Origin of the sequence: Paraburkholderia sp. CNPSo 3076, assembly GCF_026343935.1 — a bacterium.
GTDB lineage: Bacteria > Pseudomonadota > Gammaproteobacteria > Burkholderiales > Burkholderiaceae > Paraburkholderia > Paraburkholderia nodosa.
Genome location: NZ_JAPMAL010000038.1, coordinates 52,375 through 74,133 on the forward strand (window position 1 = coordinate 52,375; position 21,759 = coordinate 74,133).

24 protein-coding genes and 1 tRNA gene are annotated in these 21,759 nt (G+C 63.9%); 21 read left to right on the forward strand and 4 right to left on the reverse strand.

Annotation, left to right across the window (positions count from 1 at the left end):
• The first annotated feature begins 95 nt into the window (after window positions 1–95).
• The 12 genes from hisC (at window position 96) to tatC (ending at window position 8,230) form a co-directional block, all read left to right on the forward strand.
• Window positions 96–1,172 carry a histidinol-phosphate transaminase gene (gene hisC / locus M3A49_RS34330; protein ID WP_254356212.1) on the forward strand — a complete coding sequence of 359 codons (1,077 nt, stop codon included), beginning with the start codon at window positions 96–98 and terminating at the stop codon, window positions 1,170–1,172.
• Window positions 1,173–1,226: 54 nt separating this feature from the next.
• A complete protein-coding gene (hisB, locus tag M3A49_RS34335) occupies window positions 1,227–1,814 on the forward strand; it encodes an imidazoleglycerol-phosphate dehydratase HisB (protein WP_028206573.1) in 588 nt (195 codons plus the stop codon).
• Window positions 1,815–2,070: 256 nt separating this feature from the next.
• Window positions 2,071–2,712: an imidazole glycerol phosphate synthase subunit HisH gene (gene hisH, locus M3A49_RS34340; RefSeq protein ID WP_266232891.1), complete on the forward strand. Its 642-nt coding sequence runs from the start codon at window positions 2,071–2,073 to the stop codon at window positions 2,710–2,712.
• 174 nt (window positions 2,713–2,886) lie between these two features.
• The gene (gene hisA / locus M3A49_RS34345; protein ID WP_266232892.1) at window positions 2,887–3,639 is read left to right on the forward strand and encodes a 1-(5-phosphoribosyl)-5-[(5-phosphoribosylamino)methylideneamino]imidazole-4-carboxamide isomerase; all 753 of its coding nucleotides are present in this window, start codon (window positions 2,887–2,889) and stop codon (window positions 3,637–3,639) included.
• A gap of 223 nt (window positions 3,640–3,862) precedes the next feature.
• Entirely contained in the window at window positions 3,863–4,636 is a 774-nt protein-coding gene (hisF, locus tag M3A49_RS34350; protein WP_254336986.1) for an imidazole glycerol phosphate synthase subunit HisF, read from the forward strand.
• Window positions 4,637–4,640: 4 nt separating this feature from the next.
• Window positions 4,641–5,078, forward strand: a complete 438-nt coding sequence (gene hisI, locus M3A49_RS34355) for a phosphoribosyl-AMP cyclohydrolase (RefSeq protein ID WP_266232893.1) — start codon at window positions 4,641–4,643, stop codon at window positions 5,076–5,078.
• Complete coding sequence (locus M3A49_RS34360) at window positions 5,075–5,443, forward strand: phosphoribosyl-ATP diphosphatase (protein WP_028206578.1); 369 nt, start codon at window positions 5,075–5,077, stop codon at window positions 5,441–5,443. The genes hisI and M3A49_RS34360 overlap by 4 nt, the downstream gene beginning before the upstream one ends.
• Window positions 5,444–5,542: 99 nt before the next feature.
• Complete coding sequence (locus M3A49_RS34365) at window positions 5,543–5,935, forward strand: DUF4870 family protein (protein ID WP_028206579.1); 393 nt, start codon at window positions 5,543–5,545, stop codon at window positions 5,933–5,935.
• A 41-nt stretch (window positions 5,936–5,976) separates the two neighbouring features.
• Window positions 5,977–6,345: a histidine triad nucleotide-binding protein gene (locus tag M3A49_RS34370; RefSeq protein ID WP_028206580.1), complete on the forward strand. Its 369-nt coding sequence runs from the start codon at window positions 5,977–5,979 to the stop codon at window positions 6,343–6,345.
• Between the two features lie 160 nt (window positions 6,346–6,505).
• Complete coding sequence (tatA, locus tag M3A49_RS34375) at window positions 6,506–6,748, forward strand: Sec-independent protein translocase subunit TatA (protein ID WP_254356208.1); 243 nt, start codon at window positions 6,506–6,508, stop codon at window positions 6,746–6,748.
• 96 nt (window positions 6,749–6,844) lie between these two features.
• Window positions 6,845–7,402, forward strand: coding sequence for a Sec-independent protein translocase protein TatB (gene tatB / locus M3A49_RS34380; protein WP_254356207.1), 558 nt, complete (start codon window positions 6,845–6,847; stop codon window positions 7,400–7,402).
• A gap of 45 nt (window positions 7,403–7,447) precedes the next feature.
• Window positions 7,448–8,230 carry a twin-arginine translocase subunit TatC gene (tatC, locus tag M3A49_RS34385; protein ID WP_266232894.1) on the forward strand — a complete coding sequence of 261 codons (783 nt, stop codon included), beginning with the start codon at window positions 7,448–7,450 and terminating at the stop codon, window positions 8,228–8,230.
• 118 nt (window positions 8,231–8,348) lie between these two features.
• Here tatC and M3A49_RS34390 read toward each other — a convergent pair whose 3' ends face one another.
• Window positions 8,349–9,563: a Do family serine endopeptidase gene (locus M3A49_RS34390; protein WP_254356205.1), complete on the reverse strand. Its 1,215-nt coding sequence runs from the start codon at window positions 9,561–9,563 to the stop codon at window positions 8,349–8,351.
• Window positions 9,564–9,582: 19 nt separating this feature from the next.
• Here M3A49_RS34390 and M3A49_RS34395 point away from each other — a divergent pair, with 19 nt between their 5' ends.
• From M3A49_RS34395 to M3A49_RS34425, 7 genes are all read left to right on the forward strand, one after another.
• A complete protein-coding gene (locus M3A49_RS34395) occupies window positions 9,583–10,329 on the forward strand; it encodes a Nif3-like dinuclear metal center hexameric protein (protein WP_254356204.1) in 747 nt (248 codons plus the stop codon).
• A 237-nt stretch (window positions 10,330–10,566) separates the two neighbouring features.
• Entirely contained in the window at window positions 10,567–11,187 is a 621-nt protein-coding gene (gene petA, locus M3A49_RS34400) for a ubiquinol-cytochrome c reductase iron-sulfur subunit (protein ID WP_266232895.1), read from the forward strand.
• Entirely contained in the window at window positions 11,187–12,575 is a 1,389-nt protein-coding gene (locus tag M3A49_RS34405; RefSeq protein WP_266232896.1) for a cytochrome b, read from the forward strand. The genes petA and M3A49_RS34405 overlap by 1 nt, the downstream gene beginning before the upstream one ends.
• An 18-nt stretch (window positions 12,576–12,593) precedes the next feature.
• A complete protein-coding gene (locus M3A49_RS34410; RefSeq protein WP_081771851.1) occupies window positions 12,594–13,394 on the forward strand; it encodes a cytochrome c1 in 801 nt (266 codons plus the stop codon).
• A gap of 114 nt (window positions 13,395–13,508) precedes the next feature.
• Window positions 13,509–14,120: a glutathione S-transferase N-terminal domain-containing protein gene (locus M3A49_RS34415; RefSeq protein WP_027797364.1), complete on the forward strand. Its 612-nt coding sequence runs from the start codon at window positions 13,509–13,511 to the stop codon at window positions 14,118–14,120.
• A gap of 79 nt (window positions 14,121–14,199) precedes the next feature.
• Window positions 14,200–14,706, forward strand: coding sequence for a ClpXP protease specificity-enhancing factor (locus tag M3A49_RS34420; RefSeq protein WP_254356201.1), 507 nt, complete (start codon window positions 14,200–14,202; stop codon window positions 14,704–14,706).
• Between the two features lie 18 nt (window positions 14,707–14,724).
• Window positions 14,725–14,800 (forward strand) — tRNA-Thr (locus tag M3A49_RS34425).
• Window positions 14,801–14,871: 71 nt separating this feature from the next.
• Here M3A49_RS34425 and M3A49_RS34430 read toward each other — a convergent pair.
• Window positions 14,872–15,822 carry a cation diffusion facilitator family transporter gene (locus tag M3A49_RS34430; protein ID WP_266232897.1) on the reverse strand — a complete coding sequence of 317 codons (951 nt, stop codon included), beginning with the start codon at window positions 15,820–15,822 and terminating at the stop codon, window positions 14,872–14,874.
• Window positions 15,823–15,891: 69 nt separating this feature from the next.
• A complete protein-coding gene (locus M3A49_RS34435; RefSeq protein WP_266232898.1) occupies window positions 15,892–18,666 on the reverse strand; it encodes an Eco57I restriction-modification methylase domain-containing protein in 2,775 nt (924 codons plus the stop codon).
• Between the two features lie 244 nt (window positions 18,667–18,910).
• On the opposite strand from M3A49_RS34435, the gene M3A49_RS34440 reads away from it, so the two are divergent.
• Window positions 18,911–20,059, forward strand: a complete 1,149-nt coding sequence (locus M3A49_RS34440; protein WP_266232899.1) for a class I SAM-dependent methyltransferase — start codon at window positions 18,911–18,913, stop codon at window positions 20,057–20,059.
• 126 nt (window positions 20,060–20,185) lie between these two features.
• Here M3A49_RS34440 and M3A49_RS34445 read toward each other — a convergent pair whose 3' ends face one another.
• Window positions 20,186–20,506, reverse strand: a complete 321-nt coding sequence (locus M3A49_RS34445) for a hypothetical protein (protein WP_028206633.1) — start codon at window positions 20,504–20,506, stop codon at window positions 20,186–20,188.
• Between the two features lie 374 nt (window positions 20,507–20,880).
• Here M3A49_RS34445 and M3A49_RS34450 point away from each other — a divergent pair, with 374 nt between their 5' ends.
• Entirely contained in the window at window positions 20,881–21,744 is an 864-nt protein-coding gene (locus M3A49_RS34450) for a class I SAM-dependent methyltransferase (RefSeq protein ID WP_266232900.1), read from the forward strand.
• The last annotated feature ends 15 nt before the right edge of the window (window positions 21,745–21,759 follow it).

Here is a 21,759-nt window from a genome sequence, read left to right on the forward strand (position 1 = left end):
CCCGCACGCAGCAGAGACCACGACGATAACCAGGGCAGCCGGCTCGCCGAGCTGCCCGTGCCGGCGGCCCCGCTTTTCGCGAGCCGCCTTTCGACATGACGACACCACAAGACATCATCCGTCGCGACGTGCTCGCGATGACGAGTTACCCCGTGCCCGACGCTTCCGGTTTCGTGAAGCTCGACGCCATGGAGAACCCGTTTGCCCTGCCCGCCGACCTTGCCGCGCAACTGGGCGAACGCCTCGCGGCGGTCGCGCTCAACCGCTATCCCGCGCCGCGCCCCGAGGCGCTGATCGCGAAGCTCAAGCAGACGATGCGCGTGCCGGCCGACTGCGACGTGCTGCTCGGCAACGGCTCGGACGAGATCATCAGCATGATCACCATGGCGTGCGCGAAGCCGGGCGCGAAGGTGCTCGCGCCGGTGCCGGGCTTCGTCATGTACGCGATGTCGGCGAAGTTTGCGCAGCTGGAGTTCGTCGGTGTGCCGCTCAAGAGCGACTTCACGCTCGACCTCGAAGCGACGCTCGCGGCGATCGCTCAGCACACGCCCGCCGTGATCTGGCTGGCATACCCGAACAACCCCACGGGCACGCTGTTCGACGACGCCGACATCGAGCGCGTGATCGCGGCGGCTGAAGAGGCGAAGAGCCTCGTGGTGATCGACGAGGCTTACCAGCCGTTCGCGATGCAAAGCTGGATGCCGCGCGCGGGCGAGTTCGACAACGTCGTCGTGATGCGCACGATGTCGAAGCTCGGGCTCGCGGGCATCCGCCTCGGCTATCTGGCCGGGCGTGCGTCGTGGCTCAACGAATTCGACAAGGTGCGTCCGCCCTACAACGTGAACGTGCTCACGCAGGCGGCGGCGGATCTGCTGCTCGACCATATCGATGTGCTCGATGCGCAGGCCGCGCAGCTGCGCGCGCAACGTGCGACGCTGGCCGGCGAAGTGGCGAAGCTGCCGGGCGCCCAGGTGTTCGAAAGCGCGGGCAATTTCCTGCTCGTGCGCGTGCCCGACGCGGCGGCGGTTTTTGACACGCTGCTGTCTGCCCGGATTCTGATCAAAAACGTGGGTAAAATGCACCCATTGCTTGCGAACTGTGTGCGCCTGACCGTTGGCACCCCCGACGAAAACGCGCAATTGCTCGCTGCCCTGAAGCTCGTGCTCCGTTAAGTCGAAGCTTCGTTCTCCCACTCTCCTGTTACGGGCTGTTTGAAGGAAATTGCCATGCGCGTCGCGCAAGTCGTTCGCAACACCAGCGAAACGCAAATCCGCGTGAAACTCAATCTGGACGGCACCGGCGAGCAAAAGCTCGCGACTGGCGTGCCGTTTCTCGACCACATGCTCGACCAGATCGCACGACACGGTCTGATCGATCTGGACATCGAGGCGCATGGCGACACGCATATCGACGACCACCATACGGTGGAAGACGTCGGCATCACGCTCGGCCAGGCGGTGGCGCAGGCCATTGGCGACAAGAAGGGCATTCGCCGTTACGGCCACGCCTATGTGCCGCTCGACGAAGCGCTCTCGCGCGTCGTGATCGACTTCTCGGGCCGTCCGGGCCTCGAATTCCACGTGCCGTTCACGCGCGCGCGCATCGGCACGTTCGACGTCGACCTGTCGATCGAGTTCTTCCGCGGCTTCGTGAACCACGCCGGCGTGACGCTGCACATCGACAATCTGCGCGGCCTCAACGCGCACCATCAGATGGAAACCGTGTTCAAGGCATTCGGCCGCGCGCTGCGCCAGGCCGCCGAACTGGACGAACGTCAGGCGGGCAAGATTCCGTCGACGAAGGGCAGCCTCTAAGCGACGCCTTTCACCGACCGGGAGGCGGGCCGCGCTGCGCGCACTGTGCCGGGGCGTGCCTGAGCAGGACTTCGGGCGCGGCGCGCCGGGGCCGTCGCCCACATGCGGCATGCGCGCCACATTAGCCGTTCGGCTTATGGGCTTGCACGCGCCGACTGGCGTACATTGACGGCTTCGAAGGCAGATCAGGGCACATCGCGGCGCACATGCGCCCACACAGCCAGGGGCAAGGCCTTTTGAGCAGGCCGGATTCGAGATGAAAACTTCAATTGCGATTGTTGATTATGGAATGGGCAACCTGCGTTCGGTGGCCCAGGCGCTGAGGCAGGCCGCGCCGGAAGCCGACGTGGCCATCGTCGAGCGTCCCGAGGCGATCCGTGCTGCCGACCGCGTGGTGCTGCCGGGGCAGGGCGCGATGCCCGACTGCATGCGCAGCCTCGCCGAGTCGGGCCTGCAGGATGCCGTGCTCGAAGCCTCGCGCACGAAGCCGCTCATGGGCGTGTGCGTGGGCGAGCAAATGCTGTTCGACTGGAGCGCGGAAGGCGACACGAAGGGCTTGGGCCTGCTGCCCGGCAAGGTCGTGCGCTTCGATCTGGAAGGCCAGTTGCAGGACGACGGCTCGCGCTTCAAGGTCCCGCAAATGGGCTGGAACCGCGTGCGCCAGGCGCGCGCGCACGCCCTGTGGGACGGTGTGCCCGACGAAAGCTTCTTCTACTTCGTGCACAGCTACTATGTGGTTCCGGCGGAAGCGGCGCACACCGTGGGCGAAACGCCGTATGGCGCGGCCTTTACCTCGGCAGTGGCGCGGGATAACATCTTCGCCACCCAATTCCACCCGGAAAAGAGCGCTGCTGCAGGCTTGCGCGTCTATCGCAACTTCGTCCACTGGAACCCCTGATTTCCTGCGGCGCTGACGCTCGCAGCCGCCTTCGCGCACGAGCGCAGCGGCATTCGATTTGCGTGGGCAAGGCCGCCGAAAGAGTTGTACTAAACTAGCGAAACGGCGTCGGATCGGGCCTTTTTTCCGCCGGCGCTGCAGACTTCAACCTCATTCCCAGACACACCCGAAGCTATGCTGCTGATTCCGGCCATCGATCTCAAAGACGGTCACTGCGTGCGCCTCAAACAAGGCGATATGGACCAGGCGACGATTTTCTCCGAGGAACCGGCGGCTATGGCCCGACACTGGGTCGAGCGCGGCGCGCGGCGCCTGCACCTGGTCGACCTCAACGGCGCGTTCGCCGGCAAGCCGAAGAACGAAGACGCGATTCGCGAGATCATCCGCGAAGTCGGCGACGAGATCCCCGTGCAGCTCGGCGGCGGCATCCGCGACCTCGACACCATCGAGCGCTATCTCGACGACGGTCTGTCGTATGTGATCATCGGCACCGCCGCCGTGAAGAATCCGGGCTTCCTCCAGGAAGCATGCACCGCATTCGGGGGCCATATCATCGTCGGCCTCGACGCGAAAGACGGCAAGGTCGCGACGGACGGCTGGAGCAAGCTCACGGGCCACGAAGTCGTGGACCTCGCGCGCAAGTTCGAGGACTACGGCGCCGAGTCGATCATCTACACCGACATCGGCCGGGACGGCATGCTTCAGGGCATCAACATCGAAGCGACGGTGCGCCTCGCGCGCGCGGTGAAGATTCCGATCATCGCGAGCGGCGGTCTTTCCAACCTCGCCGATATCGACGCACTGTGCGAGGTCGAGGACGAAGGCGTGGAAGGCGTGATCTGCGGCCGCGCGATCTACTCGGGCGACCTCGATTTCAACGCCGCGCAAACGCGCGCAGACAGCCTGCGCGAATCGGACGACGCGTAAAGCGTCGTATGCCGGCCTCCGTCACTGGAGGCCTTTTGTTTTTGGCGCTGCGCCGCCATCTCCATGGGGACTGGCGCTCGCGCGGGATAATTTCGCATCGAGGCGCAAGGCAAGGCGCAAAGCGCGCGACAATGGGCTGCGCGCCACGCCCGAACCGGGCCCGGCAGCCTTCTCGCGAAAGGTGCTCGCCGCACACACACCGACTGGCAACTTCGGCAAGATCATGGCTCTACCCAAACGCATTATCCCCTGCCTCGACGTGACCGCCGGGCGCGTCGTCAAGGGCGTCAATTTCGTCGAACTGCGCGACGCGGGCGACCCCGTCGAAATCGCACGCCGCTACGACGACCAGGGCGCCGACGAACTCACGTTCCTCGACATCACCGCGACCTCCGACCAGCGCGACCTGATCCTGCCGATCATCGAGGCGGTGGCTTCGCAGGTCTTTATTCCGCTCACCGTGGGCGGCGGCGTGCGCGCCGTGGCGGACGTGCGGCGCCTGCTCAACGCCGGTGCCGACAAGGTCAGCATGAACTCGTCGGCGGTCGCCAATCCGCAGCTCGTGCGCGATTCCGCCGACAAATACGGCTCGCAATGCATCGTCGTCGCCATCGACGCGAAGCGGACATCGGCGCCGGGCGAACCCGCGCGCTGGGAAGTGTTTACGCACGGCGGGCGCAAGGCCACGGGCATCGACGCCGTGGAATGGGCGCGCAAGATGGCCGAGCTGGGCGCGGGCGAAATCCTGCTCACGAGCATGGACCGCGACGGCACGAAGAGCGGCTTCGACCTCGCGCTCACGTGCGCGGTGTCCGACGCGGTGCCGATTCCCGTGATCGCCTCGGGCGGCGTGGGCGGCCTGCAGGATCTCGCGGACGGCATCGTCAAGGGCCATGCCGACGCCGTGCTGGCGGCGAGCATCTTCCACTATGGCGAGCACACGGTGGGCGAGGCGAAGCGCTTCATGGCCGACCAGGGCATTTCGGTGAGGATGTAACGCGATGAGCAACACTCAAACCGGCAAATCCGATAACGACCTTGCCAATGCCAACTGGCTCGACAAGGTCAACTGGGACGCCAACGGCCTCGTGCCCGTGATCGCGCAGGAAGCCACCACGGGCGACGTCCTGATGTTCGCGTGGATGAACCGCGAAGCGCTCGCCAAGACGGTCGAGCTGCGCCGTGCGGTGTATTTCTCGCGCTCGCGCCAGCGCCTGTGGTTCAAGGGCGAGGAGTCGGGCCACGTGCAGCACGTGAGCGACATCCGCCTCGACTGCGACGAAGACGTCGTCCTGCTCAAGATCGAGCAGGTCTCGGGCATTGCGTGCCACACGGGCCGCCACTCGTGCTTTTTCCAGCAATTCGAAGGCACCGTCGACGAAGGCCGCTGGGTCGCCGTCGACCCGGTGCTGAAAGACCCCGAACACATCTACAAATGACGCAACTGAACACCAACGACACCCTGCTGCGCCTCGCGGCGGTGATCGACAGCCGCAAGGGCGGCGATCCGGACGCCTCCTACGTCGCGCGCCTGTTTCACAAGGGCGACGACGCGGTGCTCAAGAAGGTCGGCGAAGAGGCGACCGAAGTCGTGCTGGCCGCGAAAGACGTGCGTCAGGGCGGCGCACCGAAGGCGCTGGTCGGCGAGATGGCCGACCTGTGGTTCCACTGCCTCGTTACGCTCTCGCACTTTGATCTGAGTCCCGCCGACGTGCTCGCGGAACTGGAACGTCGCGAAGGCCTTTCGGGTCTCGAGGAAAAGGCGCTGCGCAAGAGCCGCGAGCGCGAAGAGAGCGGCGAGTGAAGGTTGCCGTGCAGCGCACCCACTAACAGAACGATGGCTTTGCATGGAACCGGAGTAAGGGCTAAAGCCCTAAGTCCGGATCGACAGGAGATGAACAACATGTCCACGTCCGGCGACTATCCGCCCCCTTCGTACCGCAACGGCGTTGACGCGGACCGTTTGCGCAGCCTGCGTACTTTCACGCATGTGCTGTACGCGCTCTATGCGGTGTACTGGCTGACCGGCGGCATTTCGGTGCTGGTGGCGATCATCCTGAATTACCTCAAACGCGACGAAGCACTCGGCACGCCCTATGAGCAGCACTTCACGTGGCAAATCCGCACGTTCTGGCTCGGTCTGGCCGGCCATCTGATCGGCGGCGTGCTCATCTTCGTGCTGGTCGGCATTCCAATTTTGTGGGCTGTCGCAATCTGGACGTTGTACCGTATCATCAAAGGCTGGCTGTACTTGTACGACAACAAGCCGCTGCACAACCCGCGCGCCTGGTTCTGAAGGCTCCGGGGGCGCGTGCGGCTTTGCTCACCAGGAGCACCATGAGTCACGACCGCAGCACCTGTCTCTTCTGCAAGATTGCCGACGGCCATATTCCCAGCACACGGGTGTACGAGGACGACGAGTTCGTCGCCTTCCGCGACATCCGGCCTGCAGCCGAGACACACGTCCTCGTGATTCCGCGCCAGCATATTTCCACCCTCGCCGATTGCGGTGAAAACGACGCACCGCTGCTTGGTAGAATGTTTGTATTGGTCGCGCGGCTCGCAAGGGAATTGGGCGTCTCGTACACGGGCGGCGAAACCGGGTTTCGGACGGTGGTGAATACGGGGCCGGGCGGCGGGCAGGAGGTCTACCATCTGCACGCGCATTTGCTCGCTGGGCCGCGTCCGTGGCACCGCATGGGCTGAGTGCCGGCGGCGCTGAAAGTCGGTATAAATGACGGATGGCGTGGGTCTCACTGAAGCGTCGCGCTAAAGGGTCGCACGCCACGTCCATGCAACATCGAACAGGCACAATTTATCGCGTCGCGCAGGTCGCGCGGCGGCGGGGTTAAGGAGAGAGTCAATCATGGGTTCGTTGAGCATTTGGCACTGGCTGATCGTCTTGTTGATCGTTGCGCTCGTCTTCGGCACCAAGAAACTGCGCAATATCGGTAGCGATCTGGGCGGTGCGGTGAAGGGTTTCAAGGAAGGCATGCGCGAGAACGAAGGCGCCGGTGCGGACGCGCAAAAGCGCGAACTCCCGGCCGACGGCGGTGCGGTCGACGTCGAAGCCAAGGACAAGACGCAGCGCTCGAACGACTACCGCTAAAACGTGTGGCGGCTGATTTTTTGCCGCCACTGGTTTTTCCGCTTGTTTCCCGCTTGTTTCCATTAAGGCAGCCAAGGCTGACGGAAAACTCCATTCATGCTCGATCTCGGTTTAACCAAGATGGCGCTGATCGGCGTCGTCGCGCTGGTCGTTCTCGGGCCGGAGCGGCTGCCGCGGGTCGCACGCACGGCCGGCGCGCTGTTCGGGCGCGCGCAGCGCTATATCAACGACGTCAAGGCGGAGGTCACGCGCGAGATCGAACTCGACGAGTTGCGCCGCATGAAGACTGAGTTCGAGGCGGCGGCGCAGAACGTCGAGAAGAACGTTCAGGACAATCTGCGCAAGCATGAAAGCGAGTTGAACGACGCGTGGAACGCGGGCACGTCGGTGTCGCCGAGCATCGCAGGCGGCGCGGATCCTGCCAGCGTGGAAGGCGCCGCCAACGTGTTGGACGGCGTCGCCACGCAATCAGGATGGCGCTCCGGCAACGCAGGCGCGAGCGGTGCGAAGCGCAAGAACTGGCGTGTGAAGCAAAGCGCCGCGCCGGCCTGGTACAAACGCGCCACGCTGCGCCGCACGCGGGTGCAATCGGGCGCTGCGCGCGTGGCGCAGCATACCCCGGCGAGCCTGCGCCGGCCCACGCGGTTCTTCTGACGCGGATCCGCCTTTGCGCACGACCATTTCCAACCGAGGGCCGGTGTGAGCGACCCCCAGCAAAAACTGGAAGAAGGCTCCGAAGAGACCTTCATTTCCCATCTCGTCGAACTGCGCGACCGCATCATTCGCGCAGGCGTTGCCGTGATCGTCGTGTTCGTCGGGCTCGTCTACTGGGCGCCCGACATATTCCGGCTGCTTGCGCGTCCGCTCATGCAGAACCTGCCGCGCGACGGCAAGATGATCGTCACCGACGTGACCGGCTCGTTCTTCGTGCCCATGAAGGTCACGATGCTCGTGGCCTTCGTGATCGCACTGCCGGTCGTGCTCTACCAGATCTGGGCGTTCGTCGCCCCCGGCCTATACCAGCACGAAAAGAAGCTCGTCGTGCCGCTCGTGGCGAGTAGCTACACGCTCTTCCTGTGCGGCATGGCGTTCGCGTATTTCGTGGTGTTCCCGACCATCTTCCGCGTGATGGCGCACTACAACGCGCCGCTCGGCGCGGAGATGACGACCGATATCAACAATTACCTGAGCTTTGTGCTCACCATGTTCATCGCGTTTGGCGTGACCTTCGAGGTGCCGATCGTCGTCGTGTTGCTCGTGCGCATGGGCGTGGTCACCGTGAAGAAGCTCAAGCAGGTCCGGCCCTACGTGATCGTTGGCGCGTTCATCGTCGCGGCAGTGGTGACGCCGCCGGACGTGTTCTCGCAGCTCATTCTCGCGCTGCCGCTCATCATCCTGTACGAGCTGGGCATTATCGCGGCGCGTATCTTCGTCGGCACTGGCGAGAAGAAGCCCGCGGACGAGAGGCAGGCGGCGAGCTAGCCCCCGCTGGCTTAGCGGAGAAAAAGCCGCAGGAAAGCAAAAGGCCGCGAACCCACGTTCGCGGCCTTTTCGTTTTCTGCTTGCGGGTAGGGCGCGACGCCCCACCTGCGGTGTGACATCAACCTCCGTCGTCGCCTTCGCCGTCTTCCTGGGCCGGCTGCTTCGGCGGCGGCGGGCGCTTGCCGATCAGAACGTCGAGATCCATGTCCTTGTTCTTGCGCACGAGGTGGATCTTCGCGTCCGAGCCCGGCTTGATCTGCGCGATGACGTTCAGGAGGCGCGTGGTGTCGGTGATGGCCTCACCGTTCACCGAGGTCAGGACGTCGCCCGGCTTGATGCCGGCCTTGTCGGCGGGGCCGCCCTGCAGCACGCCTGCGACGATCGCGCCCGACTTCTCCTTGAGCCCGAAAGAGTCGGCAATCTCAGGCGTCACGTCCTGTGGCTCCACGCCGATCCAGCCGCGCGTGACCGAACCCGAGGTGATGATGCTCTCCAGCACGCTGCGCGCCGTGGAAACGGGAATCGCGAAGCCGATGCCGAGCGAGCCGCCCGAGCGCGAGTAGATGGCCGTGTTGATGCCGAGCAGGTTGCCGTTCACGTCGACGAGCGCGCCGCCCGAGTTGCCCGGATTGATCGGCGCGTCCGTCTGAATGAAGTTTTCGAACGTGTTGATGCCGAGGTGATTGCGGCCCAGCGCGCTGATGATGCCCATCGTGACCGTCTGGCCCACGCCGAACGGGTTGCCGATGGCGAGCACGACGTCGCCCACGCGCGTCTGGTCCATGCGGCCGAGCGTGATGGTGGGCAGGTTTGGCAGATTGATCTTGAGCACCGCGAGATCGGTTTCCGGGTCGATGCCGATCACTTTGGCGTTGGTGGTGCGGCCGTCGGAAAGCGCGATTTCGATCTGGTCCGCGCCGTCGATTACGTGCTGGTTCGTTAGAATGTAACCGTCCGGACTGACAATGACGCCCGAACCGAGGTTGGCGGCAGGCTGCTCCTGCTGCTTCTGGTTTTTGTTGCGTTCGCCGAAGAAGTAGCGAAATAGCGGGTCGTTCTGGCGGGGATCGGGCGGCAGCGACCCATCCTTGCTCGAGAACACGTTGACGACCGCGGGCATGGCCTTCTGGGCGGCGTCCGCATAGGAGCCCTGGGCGGCGCCTCCACCAATACCCGGCGCCACTTCCCGCAGTGCAACGATCGGTTCGGCAAGCTGCTTGCCGAACTGCCCCTGGTGCTGCAGCCACTGCGGTTTGAGCGTGGCGATGATGAACATCAACGCCAGCAGGACCGTCACCGCCTGGGCGAAGAACAGCCAAAAGCGTCTAAGCATCTGAAGATTAGAGGATTATATGGATCGGATCGAACTGGAATTGTATCTGAACAATCTTCTGGAATCCGCGCGGTTCAAGGACTACTGCCCCAATGGCTTGCAGGTCGAAGGGCGGCGGCGCGTACAGAAGATCGCCACGGGCGTGACCGCTTCGCTCGCCTTCCTCGAAGCCGCGCTCGAGTGGGGCGCCGATGCCGTGCTCGTGCACCACGGTTACTTCTGGAAGAACGAAGCGCCGCAAATTACGGGCCGCAAGTACCGGCGTTTGAAGACGCTGCTCGCGAACGATATCAACCTGTTCGCCTACCATCTGCCGCTGGACTGCCATCCCGAACTGGGCAATAACGCGCAGTTGGGCGCCCGATTCGGCTGGATCGGCGAACAACGCTTCGGCGACCAGGATCTTGGCTGGATGGCCACGCTGCCCATGCCGATCACGCTCGCGCACTTTACCGCCGAGGTCGAGCAGACGCTCGGCCGCTCGCCGCTCGTGCTCGGCGACCCCGACTGGCAACTGCGCCGCGTGGCCTGGTGCACGGGCGCGGCGCAAAGTCTCTTCGACGCGGCGATCGACGCCGGCGCCGACGTCTTCCTCACCGGCGAAATCTCCGAGCCGATCACGCACACCTCGGCGGAAAGCGGCGTGGCGTTCCTCGCCGCGGGCCACCACGCAACCGAGCGGTTCGGTGTGCAGGCAGTGGGCGCGCACCTCTCGGAAGCCTTCGACATCGAGCATCTTTTCATCGATATCGACAATCCCGTTTGATTGCGTATTCGGCGCAAATTGCCGTGGCGCAGCATGGTTTTATTCATAAGGCATTTACAAACTGAAAAGAAAGTGGCCCTCTTTTCTGCGGGAAAACCCCGAGATATCAAGGACTTCCGAGGCTTTTTCGAGAACGCCCCTTGTAAATGCCAACTCCATTCGAGCAAACTAGCGTTCGGCAGCACCGCGGGTAAGCTGGCGTGACGGAAAAATCCAACTCAGAAGTGGGGCGATGTGATGCGAGACAAAGAGAATGACCGCGTCGATGGCAGCCGCCGAACCTGGCTGATTGCGACGTCCGTAGCAGGTGGCATTGGAGGCGTGGCCACCGTCGTACCTTTCGTAGGTTCCTTTGCACCATCCGAAAAAGCCCGCGCCGCCGGCGCGCCCGTCGAAGCCGATATCACGAATCTGCAGCCCGGCTCGATGATGACCGTCGCCTGGCGCGGCAAGCCCGTGTGGATCCTGAACCGCACGGATCGCATGATGGCCGACGTCAAGAAGGCCGATCCCGATCTGGCTGACCCGAACTCCGAACATCCGTTCTCGATGCCGATGCCCGAGTACTGCATGAACGAATTCCGTTCGCGCGCCGAGCATCAGAACATTCTCGTGGCCGTGGCCGTCTGCACCCATCTGGGCTGCACGCCGACGCCTCGCTTTCAGGAAGGCCCGCAGCCGAACCTGCCCGACAGCTGGCCAGGCGGCTTCCTGTGCCCGTGCCACGGCTCCACCTACGATCTCTCCGGCCGCGTGTTCAAGAACAAGCCGGCGCCGCAAAACCTCGACATTCCCCGCTACATGTTCGCGTCCCCGACGCAGATCGTGATCGGCAAGGACGAAAAAGGAGAAGCGTGATGGCGACGGGAACCGAAAAGGATGTGGTGGAGACGGCCGGCCTGCAAGGCTGGATCGACAAGCGCTTTCCGATGACCGCGAGCTGGCGCGCTCACGCTTCCGAGTACTACGCGCCGAAGAACTTCAACTTCTGGTACTTCTTCGGTTCGCTCGCGCTGCTCGTGCTGGTCAACCAGATCATCACCGGCATTTTCCTCACCATGAACTACAAGCCCGATGCGACGCTCGCGTTCGCGTCGGTCGAGTACATCATGCGCGAGGTGCCGTGGGGCTGGCTGATTCGCTACATGCACTCCACGGGCGCTTCGATGTTCTTCGTGGTCGTGTATCTGCACATGTTCCGCGGGCTGCTGTACGGCTCGTACCGCAAGCCACGCGAGCTCGTGTGGATCTTCGGCTGCGCGATCTTCCTGTGCCTGATGGCCGAGGCGTTCTTCGGCTACCTGCTGCCATGGGGCCAGATGTCGTTCTGGGGCGCGCAGGTGATCGTGAACCTGTTCTCGGCGATTCCCTTCATCGGCCCGGACCTCTCGCTGTGGATTCGCGGCGACTACGTGGTGTCGGACGTCACGCTGAACCGCTTCTTCGCGTTCCACGTGATCGCCATTCCGCTGGTGCTGGTCGGGCTCGTGATCTGTCACATCATCGCGCTGCACGAAGTGGGCTCGAACAACCCGGACGGCATCGAGATCAAGGCGAAGAAGGACGCGAACGGCGTGCCGCTCGACGGTATCCCGTTCCATCCGTACTACTCGGTGCACGACTTCATGGGCGTGTGCATCTTCCTGATGATCTTCGCGGCGATCGTGTTCTTCGCGCCGGAGATGGGCGGCTACTTCCTGGAGTCGAACAACTTCGTGCCGGCCAACCCGCTGCAAACGCCGCCCGAAATCGCGCCGGTCTGGTACTTCACGGCGTTCTACGCGATGCTGCGCGCCACGACCGACCCGTTCAAGATCGTGCTGATGATCGTGATCGCGCTGCTGGGGCTGCTCGCGCTCGTGCGCGCCCGCGGCAAATGGCGCGCCGGGCTACCGGTGCTGGCGGTGCTCGTGATCGTCGCCATGTACTTCACTGAGTCGAAGTTCTGGGGCGTGGTGGTGATGGGCACGGCGGTGATCTCGCTCTTCTTCCTGCCATGGCTCGACCGCTCGCCAGTGAAGTCGATCCGCTACCGGCCGTTCTTTCACAAGGTATTTCTCGGCATCTTCGTGCTGGCGTTCCTGACGCTCGCGTTCCTCGGCACGAAGCCGCCATCGCCGGCGGCCACGCTGATCGCCCAAATCTGCGCGCTCGTCTATTTCGCTTTCTTCCTCGGCATGCCGTTCTGGACGCCGCTTGGCACTTTCAAGCAGCCGCCCGAACGCGTGCGGTTCAAGCCCCATTAATTGACGAGCGAGGAAGATATGACGAAACGTTCTCTTTTTTCTACGCTCGCGAAGGTGAGCATACGGGCTGCCGGCGTCCGGGCCGGCTTGGCCGCGCTGGCGCTCTCATGTGCCTTTGGGGTTGGATCTGTCGCGGCGCAGGAAAACATTCCGCTCGACCGCGCTCCCGATAACGGCGAAAATCTTGCTTCGCTGCAACACGGCGCCAAATTGTTTGTAAACTATTGTCTGAATTGCCATAGTGCGAACTTGATGCGCTACAGCCGATTGCAGGTTCTCGGCATTCCGCAGAAGCAAATCGAAGATAATCTGTTGTTTACGACCGACAAGGTCGGCAACACGATGTCCATCGCGATGCGTCCGGACGACGCGAAGTCGTGGTTCGGCGTGGCGCCGCCGGACCTCTCCGTGGAAGCGCGGGCGAAAGGGCGCGACTGGCTGTACACGTACCTGCGCAGCTTCTACCGCGACGACACGCGGCCGACCGGCTGGAACAATCTGGTGTTCGAAAACGTGAGCATGCCGCACGTGCTGTGGCAGTTGCAGGGCATCCGCACGGCGAAGTTCGAGGACACGACGGATGAGGAAACCGGGGAAAAAGTCCGTCGCTTTGCCGGGTTCCAGCAGGTCACGCCTGGAACGCTATCGCCGGTGGATTATGATGCCGACGTGGCCGACCTGGTGGCCTACCTCGGCTGGATGGCCGAACCCGAGCAGAAAACCCGCAGGCAGCTTGGCGTGTGGGTGCTCCTGTTCCTCGGCGTCTTGAGCTTTTTCGCGTGGCGATTGAACGCCGCGTACTGGAAAGATATCAAATAGGCACGTCCTGACCGACGTGGGGCCGGTGCGACGAGAAGCCGTCTGACGGTTCAGGGACCGTCAGACGGTTTTTTCGCCCGCTGGCCTTTTGGGTTTATTGAGGAAATGTAAATCATGATGGTTCTGTACTCAGGCACTACCTGCCCCTTCTCCCAGCGCTGCCGGCTGGTGTTGTTCGAAAAGGGCATGGACTTCGAAATCCGCGACGTCGACCTGTTCAACAAACCGGAAGACATCGCCGTGATGAATCCGTACGGTCAGGTGCCGATTCTGGTCGAGCGCGACCTGATTCTGTACGAGTCGAACATCATCAACGAGTACATCGACGAGCGCTTCCCGCACCCGCAGCTGATGCCGGCCGACCCGGTCCAGCGCGCCCGCGCGCGTCTGTTCCTGCTCAACTTCGAGAAGGAACTGTTCGTGCACGTGAGCACGCTCGAAAACGAGAAGGGCAAGGCCGCCGAGAAGAACCACGAGAAGGCGCGCCTCGCGATCCGCGACCGCCTCACGCAGCTCGCGCCGATCTTCCTGAAGAACAAGTACATGCTGGGCGAAGAGTTCTCGATGCTCGACGTCGCAATCGCGCCGCTGCTGTGGCGCCTCGACCACTACGGCATCGAGCTGTCGAAGAATGCCGCGCCGCTCATGAAGTATGCCGAGCGCATTTTCAGCCGTCCGGCGTACATCGAAGCGCTGACGCCGTCTGAAAAGGTTATGCGCCGTTAAGCAGTATCCTGGTGGTTGCAGGTAACAGAGGCGGCGTGCACAGCGTGGGTGTGGATGCCGCCTCGCGAAAGGATTGTTGATGCAAGAGATTTCCACCAAGCCGTATTTGCTGCGCGCGCTGTACGAGTGGTGCACCGACAACGGCTTCACGCCGCATATCGCGGTGCGGGTCGACAACCGCACGCGCGTGCCGCGCCAGTTCGTGCGTGACGGTGAGATCGTGCTGAACATCAGCTTCGAGGCGACGAGCCAGTTGCAGATGGGCAACGAGACGATCGAGTTCCACGCGCGCTTCTCGGGCAAGTCGCACAAGATCGAGGTGCCGGTGTCGAACGTGCTCGCGATCTACGCGCGCGAGAACGGTCAGGGCATGGCGTTCCCGGTCGAGTCGCCGCCCGGCGATGCCGACGATGTGCTGTCCTCGGAGGACCACGAAGAAGCCGAAGCGCACGAGGCGCACGCAGTGCGCGACGAGCCTGCCGAGGAACCCGCTGCGCCGCTCGCGCCGGTTGCGACGCGCGCCGCCGACAAAGACGACGAAGGCGGCAACAAGGGCGGCAAGGGCCACCTCAAGATCGTGAAATGAAGTAGAATAGCGGGCTACGCCGGCTTAGCTCATCTGGTAGAGCAGTTGATTTGTAATCATCAGGTGGCGGGTTCGAGTCCTGCAGCCGGCACCACATTCAAGACAAAGGGTTACGTGAACTTCACGTAACCCTTTGTGCTTTCTGCGCGCCCCGCGCCAGATTCCTCACTCCGCCCATTGCGGATCGCTCGTGAACATGATCGTGAGCCAGCGGTGCGACTCGTCCCCGCCGATGGCCCGGCCAATTTCGTCGCGGATCGCGTCCCATTCGGCGATGCGTTTCGGCGGCATGTCGGGCGGCACGACGAAATACAGCTCGATCTCGCGGGAGCGGCCCACTTTCGCGACATAGGCGCGGTAATACTCGAAGGCGTAGCGCTCGACAAAGCGCTTCGCAACGGCATCGACATGCTGCTTGAGATCCGCGGGCGCCACGAGCAACACGTCCAACAGGGCCTGGCGGATTTCCGCGAGCGGAATCGGAATGATCACGACGCACACCACCACGAGCGCCGCTGGGTCGACGTAGGGCGTGAGGGGCTCCCACGCCGTTCCCTGAATCGCATAGCCGACGCTGAAGGCCACGAGCAGCGCTGCCGTGATGCCCGCGGACATGATCCACGACTTGATGTCGAGGCGCACGAAATCCGAGTGGATCCGGCGGTTCGCGCGCGATTCGAACACCGCCATCGCCACGCAGGCACTGACGGTGAGCACGGCGTAGACAAGGGCAGGACCGAAGTGCAGCTCGTGGCCGCCTGCGAGCAGGTTGGTGACGCCGTTGATCAGCGCGTAGACGGCCACGCCTACGAGCAGCGTGCTGTTGAGCCCGAGCACCATGGGTTCGAGATGCCAGAAGCCCATGGTGAAGCGCTCGCGCCATTTGCGCGGCAGGTCGACGTTGACCGCGTAGGAGGTGATCAGGCGTACAACGGCGAGTGCGAGCGCGCTCATGCTCGCGTCGACGAGCGAATAAACGCCGTCGAACACAATCGAAAACGAGCCGGAGATCAGGCCGAACAGAATGCCGATGAGGGCGATCACCAACGTCGTGGCGATCGATTGCGTCAGCACGCTGCTCTCGTCGGAAGCACTAAAGAATCGAAGCCGTTCCATGATGTCTGCTCTGCGCGAGGATGAGCAAGACTAGCCGACTCGCCGGGACGCCGTCGCCGCGCTGCGCGCTCAGCTTGCCTCGCGCGCCATCGAGCCGGCGCGTCCTTCCACGAGGTCGATCTCCTGTGGCGACAAGCCAAATGCCGCGTAGAGGCGTCGATCGATCTCGCGCGCGATGTTGTCCACTTTAGCGGCGTCGCATCCGGACTGCTGGGCGCACAGTAACCGGGTCACGCAGTCGGCGACCTCGCTGCGCACCGGAGCGCCGCCCGGCACGGGCAGGGCGTCGATCATCGCTGTCGTGAACGCCACGCCGCCGTTGTAGCTCGACGCGCCGTACTTCGCGCGGATCAGGAACACCGAGAGCGGGCAATTGAGCAACGCCGCCGCGAACTTCAGCAGAGGCTCGTCGTTGGAGCGCAGGATCAGCGTGGTCTTGCCAGGGATCGTGTCGCCTGCGAGATCGAGTGTCGCGTCGAGCCGTGTGAGGCCTTTCACGATCACCTTTTTTGCCCGTGCTTTCGCGCCGTAGCCGTTCGCGAACGTCGACGCAAAGCGCTCGCGCTCGACCACGGGTGCCTCGTAGCGTCGCCCGAGATAGGTCATCGGCTTGCTGCCCCAGCGCGAGACGTAGCGCCCGAGCGTACCGGTGTTCACCACGCGGTAGTGATGGTCCGGCTGGAAGCGGCCTTCGGCCATATCGACGAGCGGTGCGAGCCGGTAGGCGTCTGACGTCGCGCAAGCGTTTTCGCAGGGCAGCAGCGAACCGAGTGTCGCGTGGGCACGGGCGAACCGCTGCACGAACGCGGCGTGCGGCGAGAGCAACGCGTCGAGAGGCCATGGCGTCTCGAGCGTGCGCTTGTCGGTTTGCGCAAGCTCGGTGAGCGTCTCGCCGTCGATGCGCGCGGTTGCGATGGCGGGCGTGCCGGACTCGCGAAAGAGCGTGACGATCGAATCCACACGCGCCTGCTCGAACACGTCGCGCCCGAGCCTGACGATGCGTTCGATCTTGCCCAGATGCCGGGCGCGCAAGGCATCGCCGAAGGGCTTCGAGAGCCACTTGTCGGGCGTGAGATACGCCATCGCGCCGCCGGGCCTCAGGAGCGCGAGGCCCAGCTCCATGAACACGATGTAGAGGTCCCAGTTGCCCCGCGCGCTCGGCCAGCGCCGCGCCAGCCGCTCGCGCAGCGCGCGCTGGCCCTGGTTGATCATGCGTTCGGAGTCGATATAGGGCGGGTTCGCGATGACGGCGTCGAAACGCTCGAAGTCGCCTTCGTCGGTGAGGAGGTCTGCGAATTCAATGCGCCATTCGAACGCGGCGGCTTCTTCGGGTGGCGTTGCGGCCTGGTGGTTCGCGAGAGCGAAGTGCAATGCGTCGCGCAGTTGTGCGCATCGGGTGATTTCGGCGCGACTTGTGACGGCTGTGGCTGTCGCCCGCAGTCTTGCCGCGCTCGCGCGATAGTTCGCTACTAGTTCAGCCTGGTCGCGCAGGCGCGTATCGAAGTCGAAACGGCTGAGCGTCGCATTGCCTGCTTTGAGGTTGGTCTCGAGGTTCGGCAGCGAAACGGTGAAATCCGCGTGTTCGAGCAGTTCGATCCACAGCCGCAAGCGCGCCATGCCGACCGAATCCGCATTGATATCCACACCGAAAAGCGAGTGCTCGACGATGTCCCGCTTGACGCGAAAGAGCGCGGCTTCGATCTTGCGGATGGTCGTGCCATCGCACTCACGGGTGAGCGGTTCGCGATTCGCGTGCGTGACGCAGAGCCGGTCCGCGGTGACGTCGATTCGGCAAGCGCCGAGCGCTTCGCGCTCGCGCGGGCCCAGCAAGCCGAGGCGCACTTTCAGCACCAGCAACTCGTTGAGCGCCGATACGAGCAGATGTCCCGAGCCCACGGCGGGATCGCAGATGCGCAGCGAGTCCAGAATCGCGCGCGCTTCGTCGCGGTTTTCGATCGATTCGCCAATTAATTCGGATAGCTGATCGACGTTCGTGCAGCGCCAACCCCTGGCCCGATTCAAGCGATTGAGCGCCGCTTGCGTGATGGCGGGACGGGCGAGCTGCATTGCGACGCTGCCCGGCGTGTACCAGGCGCCGTCGCGGTAGCTGTTGAGCTTTTCGAAGACGAGCCCGAGCGAGGAGGCGTCGAGGCAACGCCTGTTCGTCGCGGTTGGCGCTTGCGCGGCCAAACCGGCGGAGAAGTCGAACGCCGCGAGAAAATCGAGCAGATACGCAAGCGTGTGCCGCTCGCCGCTCGCAGGGGGGAGCACGGTCGCCGTGAAAAGCGGCAGCGTGGCGCTAGCGTCGAGCGCGCTCATGCCGAGCAGGCTTCGATCCAGGTCTTGCGGCTCGAAAAGCGAACCGTCGAAGCGGGGAAGCTGAGCGAAGCGAGCCGGTGGCGTGTCGTCACCGGCGCCTAGTACGGCGTCGCACAGCGCGTCGAGATCGCTGAACGAGCGGATACGCTGGGCGTTCAGAAACGCGTAGGTCGCCTCGTCGCCATGGAGCGTCAGCAGACGCGTTTCGAGCACCTTGAGAAAAACGAGGCGGCTGATCCATGCGATGCAAAGCCGCAGCGCGAGTTCGAGGTGGTCGGCCTCCGGCCCCTCGCTCTCGCCCTCGCGGGCGGCGAGGCGCGACAGCGCGAGTTCGATCAGCGCGCCGCGCAAGCGCTCGTACGGCGCGAGTCGCGCGACGGTGCGCCTGACGCCGGAAACGCTCTCCCGCAACCCCACGATATGCAGCAGTTCGGCGTAAAAGCCTTCGTCGAGCCCACCACCGGCGCCGGCGCGGCGCGTGCGCGGTTTGCGCGCTCGGCGTGTCTGCTGGGTGGTTTCTGGCATGGTCTCGTGCGGTGGGCGTGGCCTGGCGGGGCGCGGTCGGCGCACATTTTACTGCCGGGCGCGCGCGTTTCGTCCTACACCGTTTGGCCGAGTCGACGGGACTGCCCGTCTGAGCGATCATCGTTGCGATGGCGATGCGGCGGAACGCGCCGCATCGCTCTGCTATATGATGGCGCCCCGCGGCGCCAACCTGCGGGCCGGGTACGTATCGACGACCTGGCCCGCCGCACCGAATATCCGACCTATGACCGAATATCCCACTCTCACCTGGCCCGACACCGAAGGCCCGCGCACCGTGCGCTGGCGCTCCGAGGCTGGCGTGCCGGCGCCCAAACGCGTGGTCATCGCCGACGATCGCACGACCGCGGACACCGCGTACCGCCTTGCCTGCGAAGGCACCGCGCTGCTATGGCGCGGCGACTATCAGAACGCGCGTCAACTGCTGCAGGCCATGGCACGCCGTGCCGAGCGCAAGCCGCGCAATTCCGCCCAGCCCAAGGCGCCCGCTTCACCGCTCGAAGCGTTTCATCTGCATCGCCAGGCGCAGGCGCAGCGCGCCCGTACGCTCGGCATGGTGCTGATCCCGCTCGAAGGCGACTACGGCATCAACCTGCGCCGCTCACCCGACGTCCGGGTCGCGTGCGAAGAGGCGTGGGGCGCGGCCGATGGCGAAGCTTCTGCGGTGTCGCTACGTGAGATTCTCGGTCTGGTCGGCGCACACGAATGGCGCAAGAAGGGCGTCGAGATCGCGGCGCTGAACGGCGCGCGCATCCATCCGTACTACGGCGTGTTCTCACCGGTGCGCGGCGAATACGTCGATCTCGTCGCGCGCACGGCGCTGCCGTCGCTCGAAAAGGCCTTCGACATCGGCACGGGCACGGGCGTGCTCGCCGCCGTGCTCGCCTCGCGCGGCGTGAAGCGCGTGGTCGCTACCGATCAGGACGCCCGCGCGCTGGCCTGCGCGAACGAGAACCTTGCCCGCCTCGGCTACGCCGCGCAGGTCGAGGTCGTCGAGGCGGATCTGTTCCCGCCGGGGCGCGCGCCGCTCATTGTCTGCAACCCACCGTGGGTGCCGGCGCGGCCCGCGTCGCCCATCGAGTACGCCGTCTTCGATCCTGAGAGCCGCATGCTGCGCGGCTTTCTCGGCGGCCTCAAGGATCATCTCGACCCGGGTGGCGAGGGGTGGTTGATTCTGTCCGACTTCGCGGAGCATCTCGGTCTGCGCACGCGCGAATCGCTCGTTGAGATGATCGCGCAGGCGGGACTCGAAGTGGCGGGCCGGGAGGACATTCGCCCGCGACACCCGAAAGCTTCGGATCCCAGCGATCCGCTCTATCGTGCGCGCGCGGCCGAACTGACATCGCTGTGGCGCCTCAAGGTGCGCGCGCAGTGAGCCGGCGGCGGGCAAAAGCGTTGGCAATAAAGAAGGAGCCGGGCCGCTAACGGCCCGCGTGGGTGTCGAGCATCGGCGTCGGCGGCGTAGCTGCCGCGCCGGATATGCGTCTGGTTCACATCGGCTTCACCCCGGATAGGCCTCGTCGACCTTGAGGCCTGCCAGCTTGAAAATCACGCGCAGCGTTTGTGGCTTGATATCGCGGCGCGAAGCCAGCGCCGACATCACGAAATCGAGCACCTTCGCGTACTTCAGCAGAATCAGGCAGGTCTCGAGATCCGAAGGGCCGTCGCGCATGCTTTCCGCGACCCGCAGCATCTCCACCGAGATGTCGCGCGCCATTTCCAACTCCAGTTGCTGCTTTTCCGTCCAGTCGGGAACCGTGACGAGTTTCGTAAGCAGTTCCTGGAATTTTTGCTCTGCGTTTCCGTCAGGAATCGTATTCATTGCATGCCCCATGCAAGGCCGTACAGCGTCGTGCGCTCTTCGCGCAGCGAGGACTGCGCCAGCCTGATTCATCGCAACCGGCACTCCCGGTGCGACCTCCCAATGCGCGCCTGTCGATTCGTTGCCGCCCGGTCGCGCTACGTTTTGGTCCTTTTTTGGGCATCGGGGACGAAAATCCTCGTGTCTCTTCTATTCAACCCCTCCCTCCTGTCCGCACGTGGGTCAGCGTGCCTGGACGCTATTACGACACTGGCCGCTCTTATGGGTTCGGCAGCTTAGACTAGCTTTTTTCGTAAAATGACAGAAACACTGCAGCCCTTCTGTCGCCTGTCGCACGTTTCGCGACATACCACGCCTTTCATCCGACCACGCCGATGTCCAGCAAGACTTACGAAGTCCGTCCGAACCAGTCCGTCGAACTCCTCAAGGAGCTCCACATCCTGACGCGCGACGGCAAGATGAACCAGGACAGCCGCCGCAAGCTGAAACAGGTCTATCACCTGTTCCAGTTCATCGAGCCGCTGCTCAAGGACCTCAAGCAGGATGGCCGCGACGTGACCCTCGTCGATCACGGTGCGGGCAAGTCCTATCTGGGCTTTATTCTCTACGACCTGTTCTTCAAGGATCAGCGCGACAGGTCACACATTTATGGCATCGAGACGCGCGACGAGCTTGTGCAGCACTCACAGGAACTGGCCAAACGGCTGGGCTTTGGCGGGATGTCGTTCCTGAACCTTTCCGTAGCCGATTCGATCACCTCGTCGCAACTGCCGCCAACGGTCGATATCGTGACTGCGCTGCATGCCTGCGATACCGCCACCGACGACGCCTTGCGCTTCGCACTCAAGAAACACGCGCGCTACATCGTGGTCGTGCCGTGCTGCCAGGCCGAGGTGGCGGGCGTGCTGCGCCGCAACAAGGGCAAGTCGCTCGGCCAGGCGCTCGCGGAGATCTGGCGCCACCCGCTGCATACGCGCGAATTCGGGAGCCAGATCACCAACGTGCTGCGCTGTCTGCAACTCGAGGCGCACGGCTATCAGGTGAGCGTGACGGAACTGGTGGGCTGGGAACACTCGATGAAAAACGAACTCATCATCGCCCAGTACAAGGATTTGCCGCGACGCCGTGCGGCGGAGCGGCTCAACGAGATTCTCGAAACTTTCGGGCTGGCGGACCTGCGCGAGCGCTTTTTCGCCGACGAGGGCGAGGCCGCCTCCGAAGCGGCAACCGAAAGCTGAACTTATGGGGCAGCG